The organism is uncultured Pseudomonas sp., from assembly GCF_913777995.1.
GTDB lineage: Bacteria > Pseudomonadota > Gammaproteobacteria > Pseudomonadales > Pseudomonadaceae > Aquipseudomonas.
The window spans coordinates 1-16,723 of sequence record NZ_CAJYVE010000053.1 but is presented as its reverse complement, the minus strand read 5'-3'; the positions used below and the strand labels follow the sequence as shown (position 1 = coordinate 16,723).

The 16,723-nt window shown below is 65.3% G+C and carries 12 protein-coding genes and 1 pseudogene; 9 read left to right on the top strand and 4 right to left on the bottom strand.

Annotated features, from left to right (window positions below; translation table 11 throughout):
- Positions 1-124: 124 nt before the first annotated feature.
- Entirely contained in the window at positions 125-2,344 is a 2,220-nt protein-coding gene (gene rlmKL / locus QZ497_RS21090; RefSeq protein ID WP_295479183.1) for a bifunctional 23S rRNA (guanine(2069)-N(7))-methyltransferase RlmK/23S rRNA (guanine(2445)-N(2))-methyltransferase RlmL, read from the bottom strand.
- Positions 2,345-2,398: 54 nt separating this feature from the next.
- Positions 2,399-2,548, bottom strand: a complete 150-nt coding sequence (locus tag QZ497_RS21085; RefSeq protein WP_295479180.1) for a hypothetical protein — start codon at positions 2,546-2,548, stop codon at positions 2,399-2,401.
- A 357-nt stretch (positions 2,549-2,905) separates the two neighbouring features.
- Here QZ497_RS21085 and rmf point away from each other — a divergent pair, with 357 nt between their 5' ends.
- On the top strand, positions 2,906-3,121 hold the full coding sequence (rmf, locus tag QZ497_RS21080) for a ribosome modulation factor (protein ID WP_295479445.1): 216 nt from the start codon (positions 2,906-2,908) through the stop codon (positions 3,119-3,121).
- A 120-nt stretch (positions 3,122-3,241) separates the two neighbouring features.
- Here the strand turns inward: rmf and QZ497_RS21075 are convergent, their stop codons facing one another.
- A complete protein-coding gene (locus QZ497_RS21075; protein WP_295479177.1) occupies positions 3,242-4,267 on the bottom strand; it encodes a quinone-dependent dihydroorotate dehydrogenase in 1,026 nt (341 codons plus the stop codon).
- A 229-nt stretch (positions 4,268-4,496) separates the two neighbouring features.
- Here QZ497_RS21075 and QZ497_RS21070 point away from each other — a divergent pair, with 229 nt between their 5' ends.
- Together QZ497_RS21070 and QZ497_RS21065 are read left to right on the top strand one after the other, a co-directional pair.
- Positions 4,497-5,708 (top strand): CmpA/NrtA family ABC transporter substrate-binding protein, encoded by a 1,212-nt coding sequence (locus QZ497_RS21070; protein WP_295479174.1) that lies wholly within the window; start codon positions 4,497-4,499, stop codon positions 5,706-5,708.
- A 13-nt stretch (positions 5,709-5,721) separates the two neighbouring features.
- On the top strand, positions 5,722-6,297 hold the full coding sequence (locus QZ497_RS21065; protein ID WP_295479171.1) for an ANTAR domain-containing response regulator: 576 nt from the start codon (positions 5,722-5,724) through the stop codon (positions 6,295-6,297).
- 167 nt (positions 6,298-6,464) lie between these two features.
- On the opposite strand, the gene QZ497_RS21060 is transcribed toward QZ497_RS21065, so the two are convergent.
- A complete protein-coding gene (locus QZ497_RS21060; protein WP_295479168.1) occupies positions 6,465-7,073 on the bottom strand; it encodes a cysteine hydrolase family protein in 609 nt (202 codons plus the stop codon).
- A gap of 120 nt (positions 7,074-7,193) precedes the next feature.
- Here QZ497_RS21060 and QZ497_RS21055 point away from each other — a divergent pair, with 120 nt between their 5' ends.
- The 6 genes and pseudogenes from QZ497_RS21055 (at position 7,194) to cobA (ending at position 16,532) form a co-directional block, all read left to right on the top strand.
- Positions 7,194-8,168 (top strand): helix-turn-helix domain-containing protein, encoded by a 975-nt coding sequence (locus tag QZ497_RS21055; protein ID WP_295479165.1) that lies wholly within the window; start codon positions 7,194-7,196, stop codon positions 8,166-8,168.
- Between the two features lie 360 nt (positions 8,169-8,528).
- Positions 8,529-9,740, top strand: coding sequence for a nitrate/nitrite transporter (locus tag QZ497_RS21050; protein WP_295479162.1), 1,212 nt, complete (start codon positions 8,529-8,531; stop codon positions 9,738-9,740).
- Between the two features lie 9 nt (positions 9,741-9,749).
- Positions 9,750-11,408: a bifunctional protein-serine/threonine kinase/phosphatase gene (locus QZ497_RS21045; RefSeq protein ID WP_295479159.1), complete on the top strand. Its 1,659-nt coding sequence runs from the start codon at positions 9,750-9,752 to the stop codon at positions 11,406-11,408.
- 432 nt (positions 11,409-11,840) lie between these two features.
- Positions 11,841-13,049, top strand: a pseudogene (locus QZ497_RS21040) (FAD-dependent oxidoreductase); the annotation flags it as partial.
- Positions 13,050-13,054: 5 nt separating this feature from the next.
- A complete protein-coding gene (locus QZ497_RS21035; RefSeq protein WP_295479156.1) occupies positions 13,055-15,775 on the top strand; it encodes a nitrate reductase in 2,721 nt (906 codons plus the stop codon).
- A gap of 10 nt (positions 15,776-15,785) precedes the next feature.
- Entirely contained in the window at positions 15,786-16,532 is a 747-nt protein-coding gene (gene cobA, locus QZ497_RS21030) for a uroporphyrinogen-III C-methyltransferase (RefSeq protein ID WP_295479153.1), read from the top strand.
- The last annotated feature ends 191 nt before the right edge of the window (positions 16,533-16,723 follow it).

Sequence of the window (16,723 nt, the reverse complement as noted above, 5' to 3'; positions counted from 1 at the left end):
CGGCGAATCCGGCATTCTCGCCTCGACGGCAGCGAGAATGCCCGAGCCTCCTGCTCTTGACCGTTGAATATGCCAGATTCAAGGCATGGCGGGCCTGACCTGCGACAGTTCTGGAAAGCCGCACTCAACCCCGGGCGGTGATTCTCCAGGCTCGGTGGATGCGCTCGTTACGGGCGAAATCCGGGTCGATGGTTTGCCCAGTGATTTCCTCCACCGCATAACGCTGCATCACATGCTCGTCCAGCGCGAAGCGCCGGAAGTTGTTGGAGAAATACAGCACGCCGCCGGGTGCCAGACGCGCCATCGCCAGGTCGAGCAGCTCGACCTGGTCACGCTGCACGTCGAACACCCCTTCCATACGCTTGGAGTTGGAGAAGGTCGGCGGGTCGATGAAGATCAGTTCGTACTCGTCGCGGCACTCGCGCAGCCAGCTCATCACGTCGCCCTGCTCCAACCGGTTCTTGTCGGAAAAACCATTGAGCGACAGGTTACGCCGCGCCCAATCCAGGTAGGTGCGCGAGAGGTCGACACTGGTGGTGCTGCGCGCACCGCCCTTGGCCGCATGCACACTGGCCGTGGCGGTGTAGCAGAACAGGTTGAGGAAGCGCTTGCCGGCCGCCTCGCGCTGGATGCGCATGCGCATCGGCCGATGGTCGAGGAACAGGCCGGTGTCCAGGTAATCGGTCAGGTTGACCAGCAGGCGTACGCCGCCCTCGTTGACTTCGAGGAACTGCCCCTGGGCCGCCTGGCGCTCGTACTGGCGAGTGCCGGTCTGGCGTTCGCGACGCTTGACTACCACATGGCTCTTGTCGATGCCCAGGGTCTGCGGAATCGCTGCCAGGGCGTCGAACAGGCGCGCCGAGGCTTTCTGCGGGTCGACCGAGCGCGGCGCCGCATACTCCTGCACATGCACCCAATCGCGGTACAGGTCGACCGCCAGGGCATACTCGGGCATGTCGGCGTCATACACGCGGTAGCATTCCACGCCTTCACGACGTACCCACTTGCCCAACTGCTTGAGATTCTTCTGCAGGCGGTTGGCGAACATCTGCCCGCCTTCGCTGAGGCGTGCCTGCTCCACGGGCGCAGCGGCCGTCGCCGGCTGGCGAGGCTCGTGGTCTGCACCGGGCTCGGTCTGCCGATGGTCGCCCTGGCGCCGCTCGCCCGTGACGAACTGGTCGGGCTGTACCTTGAGCAACAGCAGCTTGCAGGGCAAGGCGCCGTTCCAGAACGCATACTGCTTGTGGCTGCGAATGCCCATGCGCTTGCCCAGGTCCGGAGCACCAGTGAACACCGCCGCCTCCCAGCCGAAGCAGGCCTGGCGCAGCCGCTCACCGAGGTTCTGGTAGAGGTACAACAGGCTGGCTTCGTCGCCCAGGCGCTCGCCGTACGGCGGGTTGCAGATCACCAGGCCCTTCTGGTTCTGGTCGGTGCGTGGCTCGAAGGTGCCGACCTCGCCCTGGTAGATCTTGATCCAGTCACTCAGCCCGGCGCGTTCGATGTTGTTGCGCCCCGGCTGGATCAGCCGCGGATCGGCCTCGTAGCCGCGAATCCACAGCGGTGGCCTGGCCAGGCCGGCCTCGGCGCGCGCCAGGGCTTCGTCGTGCAGCTTGCGCCACAACGCCGGCACATGCCCCAGCCAGGCCGAGAACCCCCAGCGCTCGCGCTTGAGGTTCGGAGCGATATCGGCGGCGATCATCCCCGCTTCGACCAGGAAGGTGCCGACCCCGCACATCGGGTCGGCCAGTGCGCCGCCCTCGGCGGCGATGCGCGGCCAGCCGGCACGGATCAGCACGGCGGCGGCGAGGTTCTCCTTGAGCGGCGCCGCGCCTTGCTGCAGGCGGTAACCGCGCTGGTGCAGGCTGTGCCCGGAAAGATCCAGCGAAAGGATTGCCTGACCACGGTCCAGACGCAGGTGTACGCGCAGGTCCGGGTTGATCTTGTCCACCGAGGGGCGCAGACCATCGGCGGTGCGCAGCTTGTCGACGATGGCGTCCTTGACCTTCAAGGCACCGAAGTGACTGTTGTCGATCCCCGAACCATGGCCGCTGAACTCCACGGCAATGCTGCCATCAGGCTCCAGGTGGTCCTGCCAATCGACGTCCAGCACACCCTGGTAGAGGTCGTCGGCATTGCTCATCGGGAAGCGTTTGAGCACCAGCAGCACCCGGTTGGCGAGCCGCGACCACAGGCACAGCCGGTAGGCGGTCTCCATGTCGGCCTGGCCACGAATGGCGCTGGTGTGTTCCCGGGTGTCTTCCAGGCCCAGCCCGGTAGCCTCCTCGGCCAGCAGTCCTTCCAGGCCCTTGGGGCAGGTGAGATAAAGTTCGTAGCGATCCGACATGTAGATTCCAGGGCCTGGGCCGTCTGTGGCGGGCAACGCATCGCCCGACCTGATTCAAGACAGGTGCTGTTCGGTCAGCACCTGCATGGCACACACATTGTGCCGGTCCATCGCGTGAAAATGTTGCATCACGGCGACAGTCGTTTCATGGATTGTTGCACTTTGCGGATAGCCTTGCGCCATAACGCTGCGAACGAGCGACAAGACACATCCTGTTGCGACCCTTCGTCGAATAACAACTAAAAGCATTCAGCCATCACCGACCTCCGCCGTTTCGGCGCCGGAGAAACGCAACTCCTTGGGGGCGCAGGATTATTGACTGATTCAGTGATGAAACACAGTGTTTCTTATGGCTGGTCAGTTCTAAATGTGACGTGCTTATGACAAATCGATCATTCACAGCCATTCGCGCTTTGGTTAGAAATCGTCTCAGGTCGTCACCGCAACGGTGGCGGCACCTCGCCCGTGACGCCGGCAGCGGGCAGACAAGGCAGAAGATTTCTGCCTGACCTCGACATGAGGTCCATGGACATTACAGTCAACAAACGAGGGCAACACCCTATGAGAAGACTCAAGCGTGATCCGTTGGAAAGAGCATTTTTGCGCGGCTATCAGTACGGTGTTAATGGCAAGTCCCGCGAGCTTTGCCCATTTACCCTGCCGTCGGTACGTCAAGCCTGGATCAATGGCTGGCGGGAGGGCCGCGGCGACCACTGGGATGGCATGACCGGCACTGCGGGCATCCACAGACTCAACGAACTTCACGCGGTCGGCTGAGGTAGCTTCCGACCAGTCCATCACATTTTTGTTTGACTTCATTACTACTTGATCACCGCCCAACCAGGCGGCAGGCCACAGGCCCAGGGGCTCCTTTTCAGGAGCCCCTTTTTGCTGGCGTCAGGAGCGCGGCAGCGCGGCGATCGCGTCCACCGACTCGCGGATCAGCGCCGGACCTTTGTAGATGAATCCCGAATAGACCTGCACCAGGCTCGCGCCCGCCTGGATCTTCTCGGCAGCATGCCGCCCCTCGGTGATACCACCTGCAGCGATGATCGGCAGGCGCCCGGCCAGTTCACCCGCCAGAACCTTCACCGTGTGGGTGCTCTTCTCACGCACCGGCGCACCGGACAGGCCGCCCGCCTCGTTGGCATGCGCCAGGCCTTCGACACCTTCGCGGCTGAGGGTGGTATTGGTGGCGATGACCGCGTCCATGCCGGTTTCCAGCAGCGCGCTGGCCACCAGCACGGTTTCTTCGTCGGTCATGTCCGGCGCGATCTTGATCGCCAGGGGTACCCGCTTGCCGTACTGCTGGGTCAGCGCCTCCTGGCGCAAGCGCAGGGCTTCAAGCAGCTGCTTGAGCGAGTCGCCGAACTGCAGGCTGCGCAGGCCTGGGGTATTCGGCGAGCTGACGTTCACGGTCACATAGCTGGCATGGTCGTAGACCTTGTCCAGGCAGATCAGGTAGTCATCTACCGCACGCTCGACCGGCGTATCGAAATTCTTGCCGATATTGATGCCCAGCACGCCACGGTACTTGGCCGCCTTGACCCGCTGCAGCAGGTGATCCACGCCCAGGTTGTTGAAGCCCATGCGGTTGATGATGCCTTCGGCCTCGGGCAGGCGGAACAGCCGGGGCTTGGGGTTGCCCGGCTGCGGGCGAGGCGTCACGGTACCGATCTCGACGAAGCCGAAGCCCAGCTGCGCGAAGCCGTCGATGGCCGCACCGTTCTTGTCCAGGCCCGCTGCCAGCCCCACAGGGTTGGGGAAGCGCAGGCCCATCACGGTCACCGGCAACTGCAGCGGCGCGCGGCACAGCAAGCCGTTGAGGCCCAGACGGCCACCGGCGCCGATCAGGTCCAGCGACAGGTCATGGGACGTTTCCGGGGAGAGTTTGAAGAGTAGCTGGCGGGCCAGGTTGTACATGGGCGGGCAAGGCTCGTTAGGCGGCTGGAGTCAGCCGGCGATTATAGACGCCGCTACCCTCGCTAGGCGAGCCATGACTGCGTCTGGAGCACTGGCACAGGCCTTGCTAAATCTCTTCAATAGCTCCGGCAAAGGCGCCGGTGCGAGATCGACAATGGCGTCGTCAGGGTTCATTGCCTGCAATGAAGCCTGACGACGTTTTTTTTGAATGTGTGGACAGGCAAGGCTTATGACCCTTCGAGCAAGCAATGCCCTGGACTGGGTGGCGGGCAGCGATGCCCCGGAAATGAACAGCATCGACATCGGCTTCATGCCCCTGACCGACTGCGCGTCCCTGGTGGTGGCCGCCACTCAGGGATTCGCCCAGCCCTACGGCCTGACCTTGAACCTCCGGCGCCAAAGCTCCTGGGCCAACCTGCGCGACCGACTGATCAGCGGTCAGCTGCAGGCCGCCCACAGCCTGTACGGCCTGGTGTATGCCATGCAACTGGGCATCAGCGGCACCGCGAGTACCGAAATGGCGGTGCTCATGGGCCTGAACCAGAACGGCCAGTGCATCCACCTGTCCCATGCCTTGCAACGCGCGGGCGTGACCAACCCTGCAGCACTGGAGCGCTACGCGCACCACAATAGTGCAAAGCTGACCTTTGCGCAGACCTTTCCCACCGGCAACCATGCCATGTGGCTGTATTACTGGCTGGCCAGCCAGGGCATCCATCCACTCAAGGACGTCAACAGCGTCGTAGTACCGCCGCCGCTGATGGTCGCGCACCTGCAGGCCGGGCGTATCGACGGCTGCTGCGTGGGCGAGCCCTGGGGGGCCAGTGCGGTCAACCAGCAACTGGGCTTTACCCTGGCCACCAGTCAGTCGATATGGCCCGACCATCCCGGCAAGGTGCTGGGCTGCACCCGCGAGTTCGTCGAGCAGAACCCCAACACCGCTCGCGCCCTGACCATGGCGGTACTGGAAGCCAGTCGCTTCATCGAACAGAGCGTGGAAAACCGCCGCAGCACCGCACAATTGCTCAGCGGCAGCGATTACCTCGACACACCGGTGGACTGCATCGAACCGCGCCTGCTGGGCCAATACGACGACGGCCTCGGCAACCACTGGCAGGATCCGCATGCGCTGCGCCTGTTCGGCGACGGCCAGGTGACCTTTCCCTGGCTGTCCGACGGTATGTGGTTCATGACCCAGTTCCGTCGCTGGGGCCTGTTGCGCGAGGACCCGGACTACCTGGCAGTGGCCAGCCGCGTGCATCAGCTTGACCTCTACGACCAAGCGGCCCGCGCCCTGGACATCGCGATACCCGACAGCACGCTGCGCAGCAGCCAGCTGATCGATGGCCGGGTCTGGGATGGCAGCGACCCGGTCGGCTACGCACGCAGTTTCACCCTGCATTCACGTAGCGATGGCGCACCTGCCATCGCCACCCGGTGAGGAGGTCGCAAGCATGCTGCGTATCCTGCTGATCGACGACACCCCCAAGAAGGTTGGCCGCCTCAAGGCGGCACTGAGCCAGGCCGGTTTCGAGGTCATTGACGAGTCGGGCCTGAGCATCGACCTGCCCGCCCGCGTGGAAGCCTTGCGCCCCGACGTGATTCTCATCGACACCGAATCGCCGGGCCGCGACGTAATGGAACAGGTGGTACTGGTCAGCCGCGACCAGCCCAGGCCGATCGTGATGTTCACTGACGAGCACGATCCCGGCGTGATGCGCCAGGCCATCCGCTCCGGAGTCAGTGCCTACATCGTCGAAGGCATCCAGACCCAGCGTCTGCAGCCGATCCTCGATGTCGCCATGGCCCGCTTCGAGAGCGACCAGGCCCTGCGCGCACAACTGCTGGCCCGAGACCAGCAGTTGGCTGAGCGCAAGCGCATCGAACTGGCCAAAGGCTTGTTGATGAAGATGAAGCACTGCAATGAGGAAGAGGCCTATACCCTGATGCGCCGCCAGGCCATGAGCCGCCAGCAGAAGCTGATCCAGGTGGCCGAGCAGATCATCGCCATGAGCGAGATGCTCGGCTAGGCGCAAGACTGGTCAGTTAGGCGCTCTTTGGCTTTTGTTGGAGCTTGCTCGCGAACAGGTCAACAAACTACCTGCATCTGCCGGGCATGTGACGCGGCCATCGCGAGCAAGCTCGCCAACGGTCCAATCGACCCGTATGGCGACCAACGCCGCCCGGGCTGAAGGACCTAAAGGCGCGTCGAGCTGTAGATGTTGTCGCGTGGTAGCGCCTCGCCCGCCTCCACCGCCGCGATCCAGGCATCGGTACTGGCCACCGCCGCGAAGGCTGCCTGCAAGGTCACGGTCACCACGCGATGGATTTCCTCGGCCGTAGCCTGACCGGCGCGATTGGCATAGGACGGCGAACCGCTGGCATCGCTGAGCAGCTCCGCCCCCAGACCCAGGGTCACGGCATGCTTGATGGTCGCGTCGTCACAGTTCTGGGTCATGTAGCCGACCACCGTCAGGGTATCGATCTGCTGCTCTCGCACCCATTCGCCCAGCCCGGTGCCGACGAAGGCGCTGGCCTGCCCTTTCTCGACCAGCAGCGCATGTCGGCGCCCGACCACCGCCGGGTGCAGCGCCGCACCCTCGCTACCCCGGGCGAACAACGGCGAGTCGGCCGCCGCGAGGTGCTGTACCAGCACCACCGGAATGCCATGGGCCTCGGCGGTGTCGATCGCCCGACCGATGTTGGCCAGCGACACCTGCGGGTCCGGGTACTCGATGGGCAGCCCACCGCTGAAATATTCGTTCTGCACGTCGATGACGATCAATGCGCGTCTTGGATTGGCCATGTCATGGATTCCCTGATTGCTGAAGACCGGTCCAGTTTCGGTGATCCTCGACAAGGCCACCATTGACCCGAATGCCATATTTCATCAGGATCGGGCCATTCTCACAGAATCGGAACACCCATGCCTTCATCCATCAAGGTCGCCGTGGTGGCCTTCGACCAGATCAGCCCTTTCCACCTCTCGGTGCCCTGCCTGGTACTGGGTGAGAACCGCGTGCACCAAGGCCCCTGGTTCGATGTGCGAGTGTGCGCCGCAGAGCCGGGCCCGCTGCGCTCCACCGCCGGCTTCAGCGTGGCCTGCGATCATGACCTGCAAGGCCTCGACTGGGCGGACATCGTCATCGTACCCAGCTGGCGAACCAGCGGGGATGCACCGCCGCAGGCCCTGCTCGATGGCCTGCGGCAAGCGCATGCCCGCGGCGCCAGGGTGGTCGGCCTGTGCCTGGGCGCCTACGTGCTGGCCGAGGCCGGACTGCTGACGGGTTGTTCGGCCACCACGCACTGGGCCTGGGCAGCGGATTTCGAACGCCGTTTCCCGGACGTGCAACTGGACCCCAATGTGCTCTACGTGCAATCCGCCAGCGTGATGACCTCGGCAGGCGTCGCCGCCGGTATCGATTGCTGCCTGCATATCGTGCGTGAGCACTATGGACACGACGCCGCCAACCAGGTGGCCCGGCGTCTGGTGGTCCCGCCCCATCGCGAAGGTAACCAGGCGCAGTTCATCGAACAGCCGGTGCCGCGCCGCCTGGCCGACCGACGCATGGCCGAGCTATTGGACTGGTTGCGCGCGCATTTGCACCAGTCGCACCCCATCGATGCCGTTGCCGAGCGCCTGGCCTTGAGCCGCCGCACCTTCACCCGCCAGTTCAAGCGCCTCACCGGGCACAGCTTCGGCGACTGGCTGCGCCACGAGCGCATCGCCCTGGCCCGTCAGCGCCTGGAAAGCAGCGCCCACTCCATCGAACAGATCGCCGATGAATGCGGCTTCGGCAGCAGTGCGTCGCTGCGCCAGCATTTTCTCCAGGCCCTGCAGATCTCGCCCTCGGCCTACCGCCGGCTGTTTCGCAATGGCGCGCCCGCCCCGGCGGCCTGAGCCTGACTGACCCGAAACCTTTCACAATGGCCCACCGGTGCGCCCAAATGGCGCAAGCGCGACGCGCTCCGCGGCTTCGCGCCCGGCGCAACGCCTGGCTGGGTCAGCGTCACGAACAACTGGCCCAGCTCTTGCAAATGCCTGCCCACAGGTAGCCAACGGCGGTTGCCCCACCGATCACGACAAAGACGTCGCCCTCTCTTCGGCCCCCCAGGCTGTTCGAGATGCGGCGTCTTTTACGTTTCAGGCCCCGGCGACGGGGCCGGGTGAGCCGCCAATGCCGCGTGAGCTCATCTCCTGACGACTTCCACGCCGTGGCGATGCCCGGCGAACTCTTTCTGGCAGATGACGAGGTGTGCAATGGATACAAGCTTCTGGAAGGCCGGGCATAAACCGACCCTGTTTGCAGCCTTTCTGTATTTCGACCTGAGCTTCATGGTCTGGTACCTGCTCGGACCGTTGGCGGTACAGATCGCCAGCGACCTGCAACTGACCACCCAGCAACGCGGGTTGATGGTGGCCACGCCGATTCTGGCCGGTGCCGTGCTGCGTTTCCTGATGGGCATGCTCGCCGATCAGCTGTCGCCGAAGACCGCCGGCGTCATCGGCCAGGTCATCGTCATCGTCGCACTGTTCTGCGCCTGGCAGCTGGGCATTCATAGCTACGAGCACGCGCTGTTGCTCGGCCTGTTTCTCGGTATGGCGGGTGCATCCTTCGCCGTGGCCCTGCCGCTGGCCTCGCAGTGGTACCCACCACAGCATCAGGGCAAGGCCATGGGCATCGCCGGCGCCGGTAACTCGGGCACCGTACTGGCCGCGCTGATCGCCCCGGTGCTGGCTGTCAGCTTCGGCTGGGGCAACGTGTTCGGCCTGGCGCTGATCCCACTGGTGCTGACCCTCGTCGCCTTCTGCCTGCTGGCCCGCAATGCTCCGCAGCGTGCCAAGGCCAAGTCCATGGCCGACTACTTCAAGGCCCTGGGCGACCGTGACAGCTGGTGGTTCATGTTCTTCTACAGCGTGACCTTCGGCGGCTTCATCGGCCTGGCCAGTGCCCTGCCCGGCTACTTCAACGACCAGTACGGCCTGAGCCCGGTAACCGCCGGCTACTACACCGCCGCCTGCGTGTTCGGTGGCAGCTTGATGCGTCCACTGGGTGGCGCGCTGGCCGACCGCTTCGGTGGCATCCGCACCCTGGCGGCGATGTACATGGTTGCGGCCATCGGCATCGCTGCAGTGGGCTTCAACCTGCCCAGTTCGGTGGCCGCCCTGGTACTGTTCGTCACCGCCATGCTCGGCCTGGGGGCCGGCAACGGTGCGGTGTTCCAGTTGGTGCCACAGCGCTTTCGCAAAGAAATCGGCGTGATGACCGGGCTGATCGGCATGGCCGGCGGCATCGGCGGCTTCCTGCTCGCAGCCGGCCTGGGCAGCATCAAGCAGCACACCGGCGACTACCAGCTGGGCCTGTGGCTGTTCGCCGGCCTGGCGGTGCTGGCCTGGTTCGGCCTGCTCAACGTCAAGCGCCGCTGGCGCACCACCTGGGGCTCGGCGGCCGTCACCGCCGCGCGCGTGTAAGCCTGCGGTATGACCTTGCAACTGAGTTGTGCGCAGTTCAGCGCCAGCGGCCCACGCAGCGAGAACCAGGACGCCCTGCGCCTGGTCACGCCGGTGCCGGCGCTGGCGGCCAGCAAGGGCCATCTGTTTGCCCTGGCCGATGGCGTCAGCCAGTGCAGCGACGGTGCCCTGGCCGCGCAATCGACCCTCCAGGCCCTGGCTCTGGATTACTACGCCACCCCGGAAACCTGGGGCATCACCCAGGCGCTGGACAAGCTGTTACTGGCGCAGAATCGCTGGCTGCTGGCCAACGGTCTGATGACCACGTTGAGTGCGCTGGTGCTGCGCGGGCGGCGCTTCACCCTGGCGCACGTCGGCGACTGCCGGGTGTACCGCTGGCAGGCCGGACAGCTGCAGCGCCTCAGCGAGGAGCATGTCTGGGAACAGCCAGACATGAACCACGTGCTCAAACGTGCCCTGGGCCTGGACCAGTATGTGGTGCTGGATTACCGGGAAGGCGAACTGCAGGAAGGCGAACACCTGCTGCTGGTCAGCGACGGTGTCTGGGCGACGCTGGGCGACCGGGGCATCGCCTCGATCCTTAACGACCAGACAGACCTGGACGACTGTGCCAGGGCACTGGTCAACACCGCGCACCTGGCCGGCAGCCAGGACAACGCCAGCGCGCTGCTGATCCGTGTCGACGCGCTGGGGCACGACGACCTGGGCGACACTTTGCGCCAGTTGCAGCAATGGCCGCTGCCTCCGGCACTCAAGGCGGGCCAGCGCTTCGAAGGCTGGCAGGTACGCAGCGTCGTCGCCCGCTCGCAACAGTCACTGCTCTACCGGGTCGAGGACCACAGCGGCCAGCCCTGGCTGCTCAAGACTCTGCCACCCAGCCGTGCCGACGAAGCAGGCGCCGGCCAGGCGCTGCTGCTGGAAGAGTGGTTCCTGCGCCGGGTGGCGGGCCGCCACGTCCCCGAAGTGGCGCCATTGCCCGAACGCCAGCACCTGTACTACCTGATGCGCCTGTACCCCGGCCGCACCCTGGCCCAGCTGTTCGCCCTCAGCGGCCCGTTGCCACTGACACAGTGGCAGGACATCGCGGTACGTCTGCTGCGTGCCAGCGGACTGCTGCACCGGCGCAACATCATCCATCGCGACATCAAGCCGGAGAACCTGTTGCTGGATGAAGACGGCGAGTTGCGCCTGCTGGATTTCGGCCTGGCCTTCTGTCCCGGGCTGTCGACCCAGGCCCCCGGCGAGTTGCCCGGCACGCCCAGCTTCCTGGCGCCGGAGGCCTTCCAGGGCGCAACGCCAGCACCGTCACAGGACCTGTATGCCGTGGGGGTGACGCTGTATTACCTGCTGACCGGGCAGTACCCATATGGCGAGGTGGAGGCCTTCCAGCAACCGCGCTTCGCCAGCCTGGTGCCGGCCAGCCGATATCGACCGGATGTACCGGACTGGCTGGAGCGCAACCTGGCCAAGGCGCTGGTAGCCGACCCCGCGCAGCGCTACGAAACGGCGGAACAATGGCTGTTGGAACTGGAACAGGGCGAGCGACAGGTGACGCAGGTCAGGCCCCGGCCCTGGCTGGAACGCGAGCCGCTGAAGGTCTGGCGCACCCTGGCGCTGCTGTCGCTACTGGGCAATCTGTTGGCAGCCGTAGCGCTGCTGCACCTCTAGTCCCAATAAGGATCCGTTGGACCGGTAGGAGCAGCTTCAGCTGCGAAGCGACTGCATGTTCACAACAGATGCACTGAATTTCCTGACCCTTTCGCGGCTAAAGCCGCTCCCACCGGGCCACATGACGTCTAACCGAACTTTACTGGCTATAGCCGGAGCTGACGCCCCGCGACCGTGCATCGCGCCTCAAGCCGGTGCATGAACAGGCCTTGCCAAGCGCCGCCGCTCCCGATTTCACGCACAGCGGCAAAATGGCACAACCTCTGCATCAGGAAAACCCAACACACACATCAGGTGCCGCTTTCAATGGCGAAGGCGGCATTTCCCGGATGACGGGAACGGACAAAGGCGTCCTCGTCAGGTAACTGGCGGGGGCGCCTTTTTGTTTGCAGTGAATTTTTCCAGCGCCCAGGCGCCCGGCGGGAGGCCCCGATGAACAAACTCAGACTGGTGATGATCGGCAACGGCATGGCCGGGGTCCGCACCCTCGAAGAACTGCTCAAGCTCAGTGCCGACCTCTACGACATCACGGTATTCGGCGCCGAGCCACATCCCAACTACAACCGCATCATGCTCTCCCCGGTGCTGGCCGGGGAACAGGGCTTCGACGACATCGTCCTCAACGACCTGGACTGGTACCGCGGGCATGGCATCGACCTGCGTCTGGGTCGGCGCGTGGTGAACATCGATCGCGTCAAGCGCCGGGTCATCGCCGATGACGGCAGCGAGGCCCACTACGATCGCCTGCTGATCGCCACCGGCTCGCGACCGTTCATTCTGCCGGTGCCCGGCAACGACCTTGAGGGGGTAATCGGCTACCGTGACATCGCCGATACCCAACAGATGATCGACACCGCCGCGACCCACCGCCGCGCGGTAGTGATCGGCGGTGGCTTGCTGGGCCTGGAGGCGGCCAATGGCCTGGCCCAGCGCGGCATGCAGGTCACCGTGGTGCACCACGGACAGAGCCTGCTGGAGCGCCAGCTGGACAAGACCAGCGGGCAACTGCTGCAGCAGGCCCTGGAACAGCGCAACCTGAGCTTTCGCCTGGAAGCCCACACCACCGCACTGCTGGGCGACGAGCAGGGCCGGGTCAGCGAGGTGTGCTTCAGGGACGGCAGCCGCATCCCTGCCGACCTGGTGGTGATGGCCGCCGGCATTCGCCCGGAAACCCGCCTAGCCGAACAAGCCGGGCTGCCCTGTGATCGCGGCATTCTGGTCAACGACACCCTGCAGACCTTCGATCCGCGCATCTACGCCATCGGCGAGTGCGTCAGCCACCGGGGCATCGCCTACGGCCTGGTCGCGCCGCTGTTCGAACAGGCCCGGGTGTGCGCCAACCACCTGGCGCAACTGGGCTTCGCCCGTTACGCCGGCTCGGTGACCTCGGCCAAGCTCAAGGTTACCGGTATCGACCTGTTTTCCGTCGGCGACTTCATGGGCGGCGAAGGCACCGAAAGCATTACCTACTCCGACCCGATCAGCGGCGTGTACAAGAAACTGGTGATCAAGGACGACCTGCTGGTCGGCGCCTGCCTGTACGGCGACACCGCGGACGGCGGCTGGTACACCGAGCAAATCCGCGCCAATGCGCGCATCGACAGCATCCGCCAGCACCTGATGTTCGGCGAACAGGCGTTGCAAGCATGACCGACCTGAACCTGCCTGCACTGCAAACCACGGCTTCCACCTGCTGCTACTGCGGGGTCGGTTGCGGGGTACTGATCGAGCACGATGGCACTCGCATCCATGGTGTCAGCGGCGACCCCCAGCACCCGGCCAACTTCGGTCGTCTGTGCAGCAAGGGCTCCAGCCTGCACCTCACCGGTGACCTGAGCAGCCGCGCACTGCAGCCGGAACTGCGCCTGGGCAAGCAACTGCCACGCGCCGCCACCGACTGGGACACCGCACTGGAGCACGCCGCCGAGGTGTTCGCGCACAGCATCGCCGAACACGGCCCCGACAGCGTGGCGTTCTACATCTCCGGGCAGTTGCTGACCGAGGATTACTACGCGTTCAACAAGCTGGCCAGGGCGCTGATAGGGACCAACAACATCGACAGCAACTCGCGGCTGTGCATGTCTTCGGCAGTGGTTGGCTACAAGCGCAGCCTGGGCGCCGATGCGCCGCCCTGTAACTACGAAGACATCGAACTGGCCGATACCCTGCTGATCGTCGGCAGCAACATGGCCTACGCCCACCCGGTGCTGTTCCGCCGCCTGGAGGCCGCCAAGAGCCAGCGCCCGGACATGAAAATCATCGTCGTCGACCCACGCCGCACCGACACTTGCGAACTGGCCGACCTGCACCTGGCGATCCAGGGCGGCACCGACGTAGCGCTGTTCCACGGCCTCCTGCACCTGCTGATCGGCAACGGCTGGACCGATCGGCGCTACATCGACGAGCACACCGAAGGCTTCGCCGAACTCCAGGACCTGGTCAGCGACTACACCCCCGAGTACGTGGCGCAGCTATGCGACATCAGCCTCGATGACTTGCACCGCTGCGCGCGGCTGATCGGCGAGGCGCCGGCGTTCCTGTCGTTTTGGTGCATGGGGCTGAACCAGTCCACCGCCGGTAGCGCCAAAAACAGCGCGCTGATCAACCTGCACCTGGCCACCGGGCAGATCGGCCGCCCTGGCGCCGGTCCGTTCTCACTCACCGGCCAGCCGAATGCCATGGGCGGCCGCGAAACCGGCAGCCTGTCCAACCTGCTGCCCGGCCATCGCGAGGCCGGCAACGCCGAGCACCGCCGGGAAGTGGCTGAGTACTGGCAGGTCGACGCGCTGCCGGCAACGCCCGGACTGTCCGCCATCGAGCTGTTCGAACAGATGCGCAACGGCAAGATCAAGGCGCTGTGGATCGCCTGCACCAACCCGGCACAATCGCTGCCCGACCAGACCGCAGTCGCTGAGGCGCTCAACACCTGTCCTTTCGTGGTCCTGCAGGAGGCCTTCCGAACCACCGAAACGGCCAAGCATGCCGACCTGCTGCTGCCAGCGGCCAGCTGGGGCGAGAAAGAAGGCACGGTGACCAACTCCGAACGCCGCCTGTCCAACGTGCGCAAGGCGGTGCCCGCCCCTGGACAGGCCCGGCCAGACTGGGCCATTACCGTGGATTTCGCCCGGCGCCTGCAGGCACGCCTGCGCCCCGGCAGTGCGCCGCTGTTCGAGTTCACTGACCCGCAAGGGCTATTCGACGAATACAAGGGCCTGACCCAAGGTCGCGACCTGGACCTGTCGGGCCTGGACCGTGCGCTGATCGACCGCCTCGGCCCGCAGCAGTGGCCGTTCCCGCAAGGTGCCAGCAGCGGTACGCCACGCTTGTACACCGATGGCCGGTTCCCCACCGACTCGGGGCGCGCCCGCTTCATCAGCGAAGCCTATCGCGCGCCGAAGGAAATTCGCGACGCGCGCTTTGCGCTGACCTTGAACACCGGCCGGCTGCGTGACCACTGGCATGGCATGAGCCGTACCGGCACTGCCGCTCGGCTGTTCGGGCATGTCAGCGAAGCACGGCTGAGTCTCAGTCCCGCCGACATGCAGCATCAGCGCCTGGAAGACGGTGAACTGGTGCAGGTGCACAGCCGGCGTGGCAGCCTGGTGGTGCCCGTCGTCAGCGACGATGCGCTGCGTCCCGGACACGCTTACCTGCCCATGCATTGGGGCGACCGCTTCCTCAAGGGCGGCGTCAACTGCCTGACCCTGTCGGCCTTCGATCCGCTGTCACGGCAACCGGAGCTCAAGCACGCCGGCGTGCGCGTCGAGAAGGCCCACCTGCCCTGGCATTTTTTCGCGCTGATCGAAGGTGACGTGCAGCAGCACCTGGAGGCCCTGCGCCCGCTGTGCGAAGCCTTCGATTACCTGAGCCTGAGCCTGACCGGCCGCGAGCGACCGGCGCTGGTGATCCGTGCTGCCCACGCCAACGCCGCAGCGGCCGAGCTGCTGGCGCAGATCGACCGCCTGCTGGGGCTGGACCAGGGTCCGGTGATGGCCTACGACGACCCGGCCCACGGCGTCGGCAAGCGGGTGCGCATCGAGGCGCAGCGCATCACCGCCCTGCGTCTGGCCGGTGAAACCCTGGCCCAGGACTGGCTGCAAAGCCTGTGGCTGGAAGGCCGGGTCGACGACTCGCTGCGCCGCTGGCTACTGGCCCCGCTGTCGCGTGAGCCGGGGCGAACCGCCAGCCAGGCCCGCGACAGGATCCTGTGCAACTGCAAGAACGTCAGCCAGAGCGCCATCGAAGCCGCCATCGGTCGTGGCCTGGACCTGGCAGAGCTGAAGAACCAGCTGGGCTGCGGGAGCCAATGTGGCTCCTGCGTTCCGGAAATCAAGCGCCTGATCAATCGGGTCGCCGTCCCTGAGTGAGGAAATCGTCATGCATGCAAAAGTCTGGCTGGTAGGTGCGGGTCCTGGCGACCCTGAGCTGTTGACCCTCAAGGCGGTGCGCGCCCTGAACAGCGCGCAGGTGGTGATGATCGATGACCTGGTCAACCCGGTCGTGCTGCAACATTGTCCCCAGGCACGGGTGATCGGCGTCGGCAAGCGCGGCGGCTGCCGCTCCACGCCGCAAGCCTTCATCCATCGCCTGATGCTGCGCTACGCGCGGCAGGGCAAGTGCGTGGTGCGCCTCAAGGGTGGCGATCCGTGCATCTTCGGCCGTGGCGGTGAAGAAGCCGAGTGGTTACGGGGCCACGGTATCGAGGTGGAACTGGTCAACGGCATCACCGCCGGCCTGGCCGGCGCGACCCAGTGCGGTATTTCCCTGACCCTGCGAGGCATCAGCCGTGGCGTGACCCTGGTGACCGCACATACCCAGGACGACACTGAGCTGAACTGGCCAGCCCTGGCCCAGGGCGGCACCACCCTGGTGGTGTACATGGGCGTGGCACGTCTCGAAGCCATACACAATGGCCTGCTCGCCGGGGGCATGCCGCCCGGCATGCCGGTGGCAATGATCGAGAACGCCTCCCTGCCCAACCAGCGCGAATGCCGCAGCACCCTGCAGGCCATGCAGGCGGATGCACAGGCGTTCGCGCTGAAAAGCCCGGCGGTGCTGGTGATCGGAGAGGTGGTGGGTGCCGTGTCAGGCGCCACCCTGCTGCCATTGCTGGCTGTCGGCTGACGCCGCGAAGACAGTTCACTTTGTGGGAGCGAGCTTGCTCGCGAATGGCAGGCTATCTGGACCGGGTACACCCGCCGCAGCATTAGTGCCCTTTAGTCACCTTTCCGCCTTTACGGCGGGTTACTTTTGGTTTCCAGGTGCCCTGCGCGCCAAAAGTAACCAAAAGCCATTGCTCCTGGCTTGGGTCTGCC